General features: G+C 41.1%; 12 protein-coding genes. 2 read left to right on the top strand and 10 right to left on the bottom strand.

Annotation, left to right across the window (positions count from 1 at the left end):
- The coding region (locus tag WBM98_RS06005; protein ID WP_424365121.1) for a hypothetical protein at positions 1-1,515 on the bottom strand (1,515 nt) is incomplete at its 3' end.
- 10 nt (positions 1,516-1,525) lie between these two features.
- The gene (locus WBM98_RS06000) at positions 1,526-3,349 is read right to left on the bottom strand and encodes a carboxypeptidase-like regulatory domain-containing protein (protein WP_424365120.1); all 1,824 of its coding nucleotides are present in this window, start codon (positions 3,347-3,349) and stop codon (positions 1,526-1,528) included.
- A 346-nt stretch (positions 3,350-3,695) separates the two neighbouring features.
- On the opposite strand from WBM98_RS06000, the gene rlmB reads away from it, so the two are divergent.
- On the top strand, positions 3,696-4,433 hold the full coding sequence (gene rlmB, locus WBM98_RS05995) for a 23S rRNA (guanosine(2251)-2'-O)-methyltransferase RlmB (RefSeq protein WP_424365119.1): 738 nt from the start codon (positions 3,696-3,698) through the stop codon (positions 4,431-4,433).
- On the opposite strand, the gene WBM98_RS05990 is transcribed toward rlmB, so the two are convergent.
- The gene (locus WBM98_RS05990) at positions 4,430-5,179 is read right to left on the bottom strand and encodes a rhomboid family intramembrane serine protease (protein WP_424365118.1); all 750 of its coding nucleotides are present in this window, start codon (positions 5,177-5,179) and stop codon (positions 4,430-4,432) included. The genes rlmB and WBM98_RS05990 overlap by 4 nt on opposite strands.
- A 92-nt stretch (positions 5,180-5,271) precedes the next feature.
- Between WBM98_RS05990 and WBM98_RS05985 the strand changes: the two genes are divergently transcribed.
- Positions 5,272-6,549, top strand: coding sequence for a replication-associated recombination protein A (locus WBM98_RS05985; RefSeq protein WP_424365117.1), 1,278 nt, complete (start codon positions 5,272-5,274; stop codon positions 6,547-6,549).
- Here WBM98_RS05985 and WBM98_RS05980 read toward each other — a convergent pair.
- The 7 genes from WBM98_RS05980 to WBM98_RS05950 all read right to left on the bottom strand — a co-directional run bounded on the left by WBM98_RS05980 (position 6,546) and on the right by WBM98_RS05950 (position 12,423).
- On the bottom strand, positions 6,546-7,400 hold the full coding sequence (locus WBM98_RS05980; protein ID WP_424365116.1) for a hypothetical protein: 855 nt from the start codon (positions 7,398-7,400) through the stop codon (positions 6,546-6,548). The genes WBM98_RS05985 and WBM98_RS05980 overlap by 4 nt on opposite strands.
- A 6-nt stretch (positions 7,401-7,406) precedes the next feature.
- Positions 7,407-8,840 carry a DUF5723 family protein gene (locus tag WBM98_RS05975; RefSeq protein WP_424365115.1) on the bottom strand — a complete coding sequence of 478 codons (1,434 nt, stop codon included), beginning with the start codon at positions 8,838-8,840 and terminating at the stop codon, positions 7,407-7,409.
- Positions 8,837-9,382 (bottom strand): hypothetical protein, encoded by a 546-nt coding sequence (locus WBM98_RS05970; protein WP_424365114.1) that lies wholly within the window; start codon positions 9,380-9,382, stop codon positions 8,837-8,839. Before WBM98_RS05970 ends, WBM98_RS05975 begins: the two co-directional genes overlap by 4 nt.
- A 54-nt stretch (positions 9,383-9,436) precedes the next feature.
- A complete protein-coding gene (locus WBM98_RS05965) occupies positions 9,437-10,126 on the bottom strand; it encodes a YjjG family noncanonical pyrimidine nucleotidase (protein ID WP_424365113.1) in 690 nt (229 codons plus the stop codon).
- Positions 10,119-11,414 (bottom strand): polysaccharide deacetylase family protein, encoded by a 1,296-nt coding sequence (locus WBM98_RS05960; RefSeq protein WP_424365112.1) that lies wholly within the window; start codon positions 11,412-11,414, stop codon positions 10,119-10,121. Before WBM98_RS05960 ends, WBM98_RS05965 begins: the two co-directional genes overlap by 8 nt.
- 20 nt (positions 11,415-11,434) lie before the next feature.
- Positions 11,435-12,133 (bottom strand): RadC family protein, encoded by a 699-nt coding sequence (radC, locus tag WBM98_RS05955; protein ID WP_424365111.1) that lies wholly within the window; start codon positions 12,131-12,133, stop codon positions 11,435-11,437.
- 89 nt (positions 12,134-12,222) lie between these two features.
- Positions 12,223-12,423 carry a hypothetical protein gene (locus WBM98_RS05950; protein WP_424365110.1) on the bottom strand — a complete coding sequence of 67 codons (201 nt, stop codon included), beginning with the start codon at positions 12,421-12,423 and terminating at the stop codon, positions 12,223-12,225.
- Between the last annotated feature and the right edge of the window lie 245 nt (positions 12,424-12,668).

Genomic DNA, 12,668 nt, shown 5'->3' with positions numbered 1-12,668 from the left:
CTTATAGGCAAAAACATTCTCGAATGAAAATTCTTTCTTTTCATTTATGCCACTAAAAGCGACCCACTCGTTTTCACGGGACAACATACCCAAATCATATCCTTTCGTCTTGTTTTTGACCGTTCCGCCCAACGTAAACCCATGCTCAAAAGAAAATTTTTCCCTTGGATTCACTTCCTTGATCATTTCATTCAGGGTAGAATGTTCCATCCCTTGGTTGAGCAATACTACATCCAAATACTCTTTTTCGTTTTCCTCCCTATTTCTAAAATAAAATGCAGGAGTTTCAATAGCTCCTTTTACATAGGGCGACAACAAAAACCCGCTTTTAATATGTTGCTGTTCACGGAAGGCCTTGGTTTCTTCAGGTAGGATGGAAATACTTAATTGGGCCGAAACTGGTTTATAATCGGGCCCTATGGTTTTAATCTTGAAAAGAAGGGAATCGTTCTCGATGTTCACCCGATCAATGAGCACTGCTGTATCCTCATTCTGTTTATCGACATAAAACTTGCGTACCGCAATGGGCTGGTTTTCCTGAAAGAGTGTGACCCTATTGACTCCCGGCAACATTTTGGTTTTGTCAATAAACAACTCCTGTGATGTTTCCTGTGCATTCTCTAAGGATAGGTGTACTGCTTCATACAGTGTATTGTTCCTGTAAAAAAGTAACGTAAACTTTTTGCCGTTCAAACTGGGTAAGGTTTCGGCATTGGTTCGCAGTGTAAGTTTGATTTTTTCCATAGCCGCATTATCCAGGCTAAATACAAGTCCGGTTTTATCGGCCTTGGGCAAACTATATTTTTGAATCGTATCAATACTGAGGATGGCCCTATACGATTCGTTCTTTTCATAAAAAAAACGGCATGTACCCATACCGAATAAATTCCCTTCGAAGGTGGTGATATCATTACCATTTGAATCGACAATCTTCCCATGAAAGGGATCATCCTTTTCTAGGCCCGTGACTTTAATACCTATGGTATTCTGGACACCTTCCAATAAATGACCACTCTCTGGGAAAAATGCTACGGTTATTCCGGATGTTGGCCCTCTTTTGGTATGTGCAATTATATTCGAGGGATTGATGATTTCAATTTCTTGCAGGAATACATTCTGAGGTCCGAAATTTTGCATGAAACTGGTAAATCCTTGAATGAAATAAGTACCAGACGGAATCGTATTATCGATAAAAAAATCACCCTGGCCCATGCCCTTATTCACAAACACGTTTTTACTGGCTATCACATCGCCCTTGCTCTCCAATAGGTTTACAAGAAGATTGGTCGTAAGCCCAGCAGGGGTATTGTCATCTTCTACCACATAAGCGGCAAACCAAATATTCTCGTTGGCAAAATAGACTGATTTATTCAAATGGATAAACACCTTTTCCTTGTATAGGGCATCTTTGGTCAGCGGCTCAATAACCTCCGTTGAAAAATCATTTTGGGAAAAAACATACAAAGGACCGATTAGGACCCATAAAACGAATAGTGTACAAATTCTTAAACCCATTACTATTATTTTATTCTACAACTGCAAAATTATCGATATTCAGTTTTGACCTTATTTGGTTGTTCCACTGTATCAGGTTTTGATAATTCAAACCTGAACTCGTTTCCTTTTGTATTTTCTTTTCCATTAAAGTGGCCTCCTTAAATTTTTCATCACATTGGATAATTGCTTCTTCAAAGGTCATTCCCGGATAAATCTGGGCTTCCAAAAGCTGCCTATAATATTCATAAATGTCAAACATGATATTTACATATACCAATTTGTTTTTGGTGCGGCTATGCCTACAAAAGGAAGAATACCTATCGAACAAGGTTTTAACAACATACTTATTTCGCCCACCCTCATCTTTATATTGATCTAGAACATAACTGAACACATATTCCTGCTCTACCTCCATACTAGTCATACCTCTAATCATTTCAGAACTGGAATGATAGACCCTATCGGCTTTTTCAGTTCCCCAAACCTCAGTTTCAGAGGGATTATCATTGATTATTTCAGTTGCAATATCCTGTTTTATGATTTTCCATGCCAACCTTTTATCCCTATTCCAAGAAACAACCGAAGGTTTGGTATATACAATGTGATCTGCAGGTATGGTATTGTCATAGTTGATCAGATATCCATAATGCTTCATAAATTCCATGGATCTTTTCTCCCTGATACTTTGTGGAAATTGAAAATTTGTGTTCCAAAAATCATCAGTCGCTTGTAAGGCGATGATCTTGTCGTAATCATTTTTGAATTGAACGGGGATTGTGAAATAGGGTTCGTCAAAAGAAGTGTTGTAGTCATAAAAATATACCAAGGTATGGGATTCTATGATTTCCTTGGAAGTCATATATTCATAATTAACCGAAAAATCGAAATTCAAATATTGTATCTTCTCCAAATCCAAAGGATTAAAAACTATTTCAAGCTTTATCTCTTTAGGCCATATCTTAACACTTTTATTGATCGAGGTCAGTTTCTTGGTTTCAGGGTTATTTATCCAGAGCTCAATTTTTTTGATGATCAGCGTACTTCGATTGAACAAAATTTTACCCGAAAAATAGCGGGTTTCCGATTTTACAGGAGCAAAGGAAATCGACATATCCCCTTTGGTACAATTGTGACATGGGTCAATTGTTATTTTGTAAATCCTCTTAGTATAACTTGATGACATATTCCCTGGATAAAAAGGCAATATTTGGCTGGAACTCTTGAAAAATTGAAAATCACTTAGTATTTTGGTGTTGTCCAAACTATAAAAGGGAAACGATTTATTTTGGCCAAAGCGACCGCTTTTAATATCCAAATCCAATATACCGCCCGATAGGCTTTGTTCGGCATTATAAAAACCTTCAATTTGTTCTATGGGGATATCCCTTGCGGAGGAGGTCAAAGTTAAAAAAGCCTTACAATTTGAAACAGCTTCCTTCTGACGGTATTTTTTTACCAAACTATTCAACAAGTCAAAAGCATAATCCTTATTTTCAGGAAAGGCAACTAATGTGACCTCATTCAATGCTTCTATATTTGGCCTTAAATAAAGGTAGGGGGTAGTTTTAAAATGGGACAATGGCACCCGCTTCTTTTCAAAACCAATATAAGTAACTTCAAGACTATCTGCTTTTTTCAAGGAAAAAAGCCTAAATTCCCCATCCTCATTGGTAATGGTATATGAATTGACATTTACCAGCCTTATGGTAGCATAAGGTAGTGGCTCCTGGTTCACTTCATCTAAAACATAACCTTCAACTTCGATCTGGGCATATCCTAGATGGAAGATCAAGAACAACGGAAGTACCATTGCTTTTATCAGGGTGCTTCTATTTAACTTAAAGAAATCCATACATCGAATGTTAGATTAGAAGCGCTACAGTAAAGTTGATTATCTACCTGTACCCTTTAAAGTTAAATAAATATTGAATCAATTAACAGTCCCCTAGGCAAAAATAGTGTTGAAATGGCCCTGTATTATGAAAGATCACAATCTGTCGACATGCAATCCACTTGTGGGCAATTAATCCCAAAGTCGGTTATCCTTATTCCCTCTTCACATATCATCCGCGAGATACATAAGTCCCTAAAATCATATGCATTGTCTTTTAAAACACAAGTAAGCCTAATCGCCGGGATTAATTGATTATTTTTAAGCCCGAAAACTTCATATCACTTTTTCAAATCTGTTCTATCCTATGGAAAACCCAACCCAAATTTATGGTATTAGAGCCGTCATCGAAGCAATCAATGCGGGTGAGGCCATTGATAAAGTATTTATCCAAAAAGGGCTTAAAGGGGATCTAGCCAAGGAATTGGAAGGTTTGATCCGTAAAAAGGGAATCAATGCCTCCTATGTCCCCCCCGAAAAATTAAACAGGCTGACCCAAAATAACCATCAGGGGGTCATTGCAAACATCTCCCCGATTACCTTTTATACCCTTGAAACCCTGGTGGAACGAGTCATGGACAGCAAAACGAATCCATTGTTCCTTTTATTGGATCAACTTTCGGATGTCCGTAATTTTGGTGCCATTATCAGAACTGCCGAATGTACAGGCGTCGATGGTATCATCATACAAAAAAAAGGGGCTGCCCCCGTTACTGCGGATACTATCAAGACCTCTGCTGGAGCGGCATTTAGGGTGCCGATTGCCAAGGTAGACCATATTAAGGATGCGGTATTTTATCTTCAGGCATCAGGTATTTCGGTAACCGTGGCTACCGAAAAAACGAACACCAGTATTTATGAGCTTTCTTTCAAGGAACCCAGCGCCATTGTTATGGGTGCTGAAGATAAAGGGGTATCCCCCTCGGTCATAAAAGCGGCTGACCATTCCGCAAAACTTCCCTTATTGGGCGAGATCGGTTCTTTGAATGTATCGGTTGCCTGCGGGGTTTTTCTGTACGAAGTGGTTCGCCAAAGAATGGGTTAATCCGTCGGGTTTTCCCTTTTATCCTTGGGTCTATAATGATATGTTATTCTGATTCCTTTATCGTCTTGATCAATGTCTTCTGGCCGTGTTTCAATAAAATTCCCATCCGCATCAAAATGTTTAAGGAACTCATCGGCTTCCTCATCATAATCCTCATGTTCCCAAGCGAATTTCCTCGGTGAAGGGGTCTTGGCTTTCATAAAAATCGCCAATAACAGTCCCGTAACAAATCCGCCTAAATGCCCCTCCCATGAAATGTCATCCTTAATAGGGAAAATATACCAAAGTAAACTTCCATAAATGAACACGACGATCAGTGAAAGGGCGACCAACCGGTAATATTTGGTGAAAATCCCTTTAAAGAAAACAAAACTTGCAAGCACATAGATGACCCCACTTGCCCCTATATGGTAGGAAGGTCGTCCTATCACCCAAGTGATCAAACCAGACAGGAGAACGCCCCAGAACAGTACTTTAAGGGCTATCTTTCGATAGAAATAGAATAGAGACGCCATAAGTATGGCCAAGGGAATGGTATTGTTATACAGATGTTCCACAGAGCCATGTATGAACGGGCTAAAAACCACACCCCGTAAGCCCGAAAAGGTCCTGGGATCAACGCCATACTGATTGAGGTTTATGTGAAACTGTAACTCCACCCAAAAAACGGTCCATATGCATAGCATCGCCGCAAGTGGGGCAATGACGACCGCATTGGAAAATTTGAAATAGTGGTGCTCAGACATCCCTTAAAATTAATGGTTTTCCAATCAATAATTCCGCCATAAATGTAAAACCTGATAAATTGTCATCAACAGAATTATAGTATTTTTACGGTATGAACGAACCGCTTGCAGAACGGGTACGCCCCAAAACATTGGAAGACTATATAAGCCAACACCATTTGGTGGGGGAACACGGTTCGTTGACCCATCAAATCAAAAAAGGGATTATTCCATCCCTTATTTTTTGGGGACCTCCGGGAACCGGTAAAACGACCCTTGCCAACATTATAGCCCAAGAGAGCAAAAGACCCTTTTACACGTTGAGCGCCATAAACAGCGGCGTTAAGGATATACGCGACGTCATTGAAAAGGCCAAACAAAGCGGTGGCTTGTTCACGACCAAAAATCCGATCTTGTTTATTGATGAAATACATCGTTTCAGCAAATCGCAACAAGATTCGTTGCTAGGTGCCGTTGAAAAAGGTTGGGTTACCCTTATCGGGGCGACCACTGAAAATCCGAGTTTTGAAGTGATTCCCGCGTTATTGTCCCGATGTCAGGTTTATGTTTTGAACCCCTTTGGCAAGGAGGATCTTGAAGCGCTGCTGCAACGTGCCATGAAAGAGGATGACTTTTTGAAATCAAAGCATATAAAACTAAAGGAAACCGAAGCCTTGTTACGCCTTTCGGGGGGCGATGGAAGAAAGCTGCTCAACATCTTTGAACTGGTCGTAAATTCGGAAGAGACCGATACCATTTCGATTACCAATGAATCGGTGATGGCAAAGGTTCAAAAGAACACGGTCTTATACGACAAGACCGGGGAACAGCATTATGATATCATATCGGCCTTTATAAAATCGATCCGGGGCAGTGATCCCAATGGGGCGGTTTATTGGTTGGCCCGTATGATCGAAGGCGGTGAAGACCTGAAATTCATAGCACGCCGTCTGTTGATCTCTGCCTCTGAGGATATTGGTTTGGCTAATCCTACGGCTTTGGTCATCGCCAACAACGCCTTTCAGGCGGTTACGACGATCGGTTATCCCGAAGCTCGAATCATCTTGAGCCAATGTGCCATCTATCTTGCGACTTCCGCAAAAAGCAATGCCAGTTACATGGCAATCGGCAATGCCCAACAAGCCGTGCGACAGACGGGGGATTTATCGGTTCCCTTACCCTTGCGAAATGCCCCGACCAAATTGATGAAGGACCTTGGTTATGGCAAGGAGTACAAATATTCGCACGACTATGAAAACAACTTCGTCGATGAGGAATTTTTACCTGAAGAACTTTCCGGGACCAGCTTTTACCAACCGGGCAAAAACCAGCGTGAAAATGCCATCAGTGAATTTTTAAAACACCGTTGGAAAGGAAAATACGATGTTTAGAATTTGATGTTCAATACTTCCGAAATCAGTTGCCCGCCTAAATAATACTCCAAATACCAGGTCCCGTCTTTTTTGAACACTACCCCATTATCCTTCTCATACGTAACCGTATATACATCGGGAATGGAAGTGCGATAGAGCTTTAGTTTGATTTTCGGGCTACTGTCTACCAGTTGAAACCCACCCGGTATTTCTTGGGCATAAAGCATGTTCGCATCCATCTGTTCCCTTACCAACACCTCTTTTTCCACCGGTACCGCTTTTTCAATGGCAGTTGCAACGGGTTCCGTATTTTTGTACAATTGGGTTTCGGGAGTTGCCTCCTGTTTTACCACAACCTGATCAACGCTGTTTTTGGGATGCTTTGTTGTTTCCATTGGCACACTATTCTTGATTACCTCCGATTGTTTCATTTCTGGCGGGGTATAGTTATAATCCATGGCCTTAATGGTTGCAAAAGCCTCGGTAAATGACTCTCGGTAGGCACTTTCAAAGTCCTTTTCCTTACTGCTTCCGACCACTGTGGTCAATATGGTTTTTGAAGCACAATCCTTTAAGATCATTGCCGTTTTTGTGGTAAACATCGATGATTCATCGTTTACGGAAACCAATAGGCCCAAACAACGGTTTTTTTCCAAATCCTCGGGCAGGGCATCATCGTACACCGCAGTGAACCCGTTCTTGGTGAACAAATATTTGATCAGTGTACTGGTCTTATATTGGTTCTCCTTTTTGAAGGCATCCAATTTTTTCGGTACGATGAAATATTTATAGGTATTGAGGTTTTCCTGGGAATAGCCATTGCACCAACAAAAAACGAAGAGTAGTACGAACAGTTTTTTTATAATCACGATATATCAATTCTTTCCCCAAGATATGATATTTAATCCAAATTGAAAAGAGGCATACTTGCTGGCCGCAAGATTACCATAGCCCAATAAATTATCGGCCATAAGATAGAAGTTAACGGGACCGGCCTGAAAACTTGCCCCCAGGCCAATATTGGTAAACGAAAATTTATCCGCGGTATACGTAGCCTTCATGGCCAGGTAATTACCGAATCTTCGCTGATAAAATGCTGTAATGGCGCTTTGGGGACCTCTTGGCCTATTGATCATATAAAGCTGCCCGCCAACACTATTTCGATATTTTACCACATTATGACTATTGCCTGCATTGCTATAATCGCAGTCGCAGAGTGCCGGGCCCTGCACGGGTTCACCAAAATTATACCGTAAGGAACCATAGAGTTTCGTTGGTCTAAACGTGATATAACTCGATGTCTCTTCCTCAAAGGGTATAAAGGCCTCAACCTCATCAACCAAATTTTGCCAAAAATCCTGGTTTGGATCAGATAAGGCATCTGGTAAGATGATTTGCATGCCTTCAATTGTCGCATTGCCCTGCAAGGCAAAGTTCTCAATATCGTTTGCATGATAAATAAACCCCAGATCCAACAAACTACCGGTCAAGACCGTCTGCGGATTCAAATGGTAGGTAAAACCCAAATCAACGCCCAACCCAAGATTGCCCCCAAAAAGACCACGTTTTAAAAGTGTTCCGGGAATAGTCTCATCGTCGATGGCTTTTTCAATAGCATTGCCGCCAGAGGTCCTAACTTGTAAATCCGCATCAAGGGTGCTGGCAAGAATATTGTTTTGGCCTTCCGTGGTGACAAAATAGCCTTTGTTTTGGGTCGAATTGAAATCGAATATGCTCGAGTAAATCTTTCCCCTTGCACCTAGGGTCAAGTCACCGTTCATTTTTTTATTTATTCCGAAATGAAACACATTGAGCATTTCGCCCCGGGTCTTCAAATGACTTAGGTCAAAACGATCATTCAACCTATCGGCATTTCCTTCATAACCTAAAATCGCATAATCCCGGAACCAATAACCAATGGCGTCACCTTCGTTGTAGAGACCAAAAGAATAGAAAACGCTCGGGTCCTTACCCCTGAATCCCCCATTAAAAATCTCCAATTGATAGGTTCCGCTTAGTTCATCTTGTATGGACATTCCGTAGATAGCCCTATCACGAACCTTGTCGTTGATGTTGAGACCGTCATCGGCGAAGATATCATTGACCGAGATGCCACTTGAACCTGCTTGGAATGAAATTCCCGATAGGGCAGGGATCCCAGCATACCAACTGAAATCGGTCTCCATTCCGGGATTGACCATCAACGCTTGGGGTATCTCCGTAAAATCGTACAATAGCTGTTTGTTTTGGGCATGCACGGCAAGGCCAGCCCATAATATGGATACCGCTAAAAATTTTCTTAGTATCATTTTATGCGGACCATGAATTTACCACTACTCTTTAGTGTGACCATGGGGTCGGGTTGGGACGAGGTACTGGTATTGTCACCAAGGTTGGTTGCAGCTACAAGAAGGCTGGACGTATTTCTTATGATATCCAAATTGCGCCCAGCAGGCCCATATGCAATCTCGCGAATCACGACACCCGTAGGTTCGGGATCAAGCAGAAACTGCTCGGTATCCAATACCGTTCCCGCTTCATCCAAAAATTGCACTTCAATCTCCAAAGGCTTACTGGTCGTGTTTTCAACTTGGTACGTCAAAACGCCTTCAAGAACCCTATCAGCAAAAATATTTTCTGAAAATGCATCAAAATTAAAATTCTGGGAATAGGTATCCGGTCCGGTTATATCATTAATCGTGTTTTCAGGAACTTCTAGGTACAGGACGCTTGCCTCATAGGTTGGGGTTACACTAAGATCATCATATTGATTGAAATCCTGATCCTCCATACAGGAAAGAAGTGATAGGAATGTAATCGCAATCCATAAATACGTACCTGCCTTTTTCATTGCATATAACCTTTTAATCGATAAAAAGGAGCCTTTGTTATACTATGTATAACTCTACAAAAAGCTTTTTATTTCACTTAAATCGTGAATCATATGACAAAATTCGTGGTCTGGTTCGTTATGTGCGTTAAAGTGGATTGCATGGAAGCCTACGGCCTTGGCCCCAAGAATATCGGCTTCCAAACTATCGCCTATCATAATCGCACTGTCCGAAGTGGTGTTCGCCCTTCGCAATGCCAATTCAAAAATCAAGGGATTCGGTTTTTTGACTCCTGCCATTTCAGAATTTACGATCTGATCAAAATAATCCCGAATCTTGGCGTTCATCAACTTTCTTTCCTGAACTTCCTCGAAACCATTGGTGATGATATGTAGTTTATACTTGGGTTTTAGATAGTCCAATACCTCAATGGCATTGGGGTAAAGATGGTTGTACGAAGAGAGGTATTTGATGTAATCTACCGCCAACTGATTGATTACGTCATCCGAAACCCGATATTTCAATTCATCGAAAACGATTTTCAATCGTTGGTATCGCAATTGTGTCTTGGTGATCTTGTCTTCCCGGTACAGTTTCCAGAATGCCAGGTTTATAGGAATATATACCTTAAGGAAGTCATCTAGGTCAACTTCGATCTTGTGGGCGTTCAATATTCTTTCAAAGGTAAGCGCTGAGTTCCTTTCAAAGTCCCATAGTGTGTGGTCCAAATCAAAAAACACGTCCGATATCCGCTCCTTAAACATGATAATTCTTTATGATTGCCTCATAGGTCTCCTTCCAATCGATTGGGTGGTCAGTACCCAATAGTTCGTTCGAAAAAACCGAAATAAACTCTCCATTTACTTTTTTCACTTCTTGGTACAGGGATCTCACTTTCTCTAAAATAGTAGTTATGGAGGTCTCCTCGTGCAAGGCATAATCATGAAAGGCAAAAGAATGCACTCGAATAGGCTGTTGCAATTCCATATTGATGTCGTATAAATAAAATGGGAACGACGTACCCGCCCTAAAACCAATTTCATGGGTATAGCCCATGGTAAAATCATCGGTAAACTCGGCATCGACCAAATTTCGATAGGTTTGGGGGACATCTACCCTATTGTACCGCATTCTTGAGAACTCCACTTGTCTGTTGATCACTTCGGCCAAGTTCTTTTTCTCTCCTCGCAACAATTCCACATTATTGAACGAACTATAAGAGGCGGCCAAGGATACTTTGCAGTAATCCGCTATTGATTTGATCAGGTGCCGAAAATTATTGTTATTGGGAGAAACGTTCTTGTCATAGGTCGAATACGAAGCGAACTGAAAAAAGAACATACAATTTAAATCATATTCCTTCCTTTTTTGTATCAAAAAATCGAAATTGTCGTAGGGATCCTTTACCGGATTGAACCATACCACCACCCTTTCGAACAACCGTTTTATCCTAAACTTGGCTAAATCGAGCAGAAGCCCGGCAAGGCTGCGTGTAAACCCCCGATGAGCATAACAATGGGAGGTGGTCACATCTATGATTGAAATATACTTGTAGTCGGGTTTCTTGACTTCCATATCCGGAAAACGTTCCAGTAACCTATCCAATAATTTATTGGCCCAAAGATCGACGACAGGAAGTGTCAAGAAATTGTTTTGGTAGGCTATACTATCCTTGGGCGAAAACCTACCGTGTATATCCTTTACATGGGGAAGATATTCCTCATATCTGGAAAGCAAATAAAAACTTGCAGAGAAAATATCGTAAGGCAAGGCACTATTCTCACTGGTCGTAAAAAAACAGGGGACCCCTTCCCAATCCATCACATTGATTTGGATATCGTTGATACCATGCTCAAAAAGCAGATCATTGCTTCGCACAAAGAACTCGTTCTGCAAGGGTTGTTTGGTATAGGTGATCTTAGCGCCTGAATGCTTGATAAAATCCTCGACCTTGGTGGTGAATGATACTTCTATTCCCAGTATCCTGGGAAACACCTGTCGCATAATGTAACTGAACCGTGGTGTAATCTTATGCGTATAAATCAGTAACATCCGTTTGTTGAAAAATGGGTTTATAGAATCGATTGATCAGCAAAACTAAAGTAATCCTTTTGGGTAATGATCAAATGATCCAAAATTTTTATATCCAAAGCCACAGCGGCATTCTTTAGTTTTTGGGTAAGTTGTTTATCGGCACTGCTTGGTTTCAATCCTCCTGAGGGATGATTGTGTGCCAAAATAAGGGCAACGGCCCCCAATTCCAATGCCTGCTTCATAACCAAACGGACATCTACCAAGGTGCCGGTAATACCCCCTTTACTCAATTGTGCCGTATGTAGTACCTTGTTTGAATTGTTCAGATATACGATCCAAAATTCCTCATGGGGCAATTCGCCCATTGTGGGCTGCAAAAGCTCAAAGGCATCCATGCTACTTCCTATCTTGATGATTTTTTGGGCTTCTTCCCCCCTTCTTCTTCGACCAATCTCCAAGGCTGCAGCAATGGTTACCGCCTTGGCCTCACCAATACCCTTAAACTGCATCAATTGATTAATGGAAAGCTTCCCCAGTTCATTTAGATTATTATTCACTGCGGCCAAAATTCGCTTCGATAGGTCCACCGCACTTTCATTTCTACTACCCGATCCAATTAAAATGGCAATCAACTCCGCATCCGATAATATGGATTTACCCTTACGGACCATTTTTTCCCGAGGTTTATCATCGTCTGACCAGTGTTTTATAGAAAAAGAGGAGGATTTTTCTTGCATGGGTCAAATATAATCAACAATTGTTTTCCATATAAATACCAGTGGAATTTCATTGGTGGGCACCGCCATTTCATTGACCCAAAGGTTGATTAAAAGAAATAATACCCGTTGCCCACAAAATGGCCATCATCCGAAAAAACTTCCTGTTGTTCTGTTTTTACCCGCGTATCATTGACCATTCGGGTTTCTTCCAATATTACATTGGACATGCCAAGCATAAAGGCCATCATAAGAATGGATACCTTCTTTTTTACACATCTGGAAATAAAATTAAAATGGCCGTTCATCATAACAATTCAACTAATACGTATAAATCAAAAGGTATACCAAGGACCCAGGGTATGGCAAAACTTCCGTATTTGCGTGTTCTTACCCTTCAATGAGGTTCTTCACCGCTTTCAAATCCAAGCCGCCATAATTACCTGAACTCATCAACAATAACACGGAATTATCATAATCCTGGCCAAAAACATAATCCTTGAATTGGCCGGCTTCCGTAAATATTCGAAGATCCGGTCTTTCAAAGGCCTCAGAA

Source organism: Maribacter sp. (assembly GCF_049667165.1).
Classification (GTDB): domain Bacteria; phylum Bacteroidota; class Bacteroidia; order Flavobacteriales; family Flavobacteriaceae; genus Maribacter_A.
This window is presented reverse-complemented; position numbering and strand designations above follow the sequence as displayed.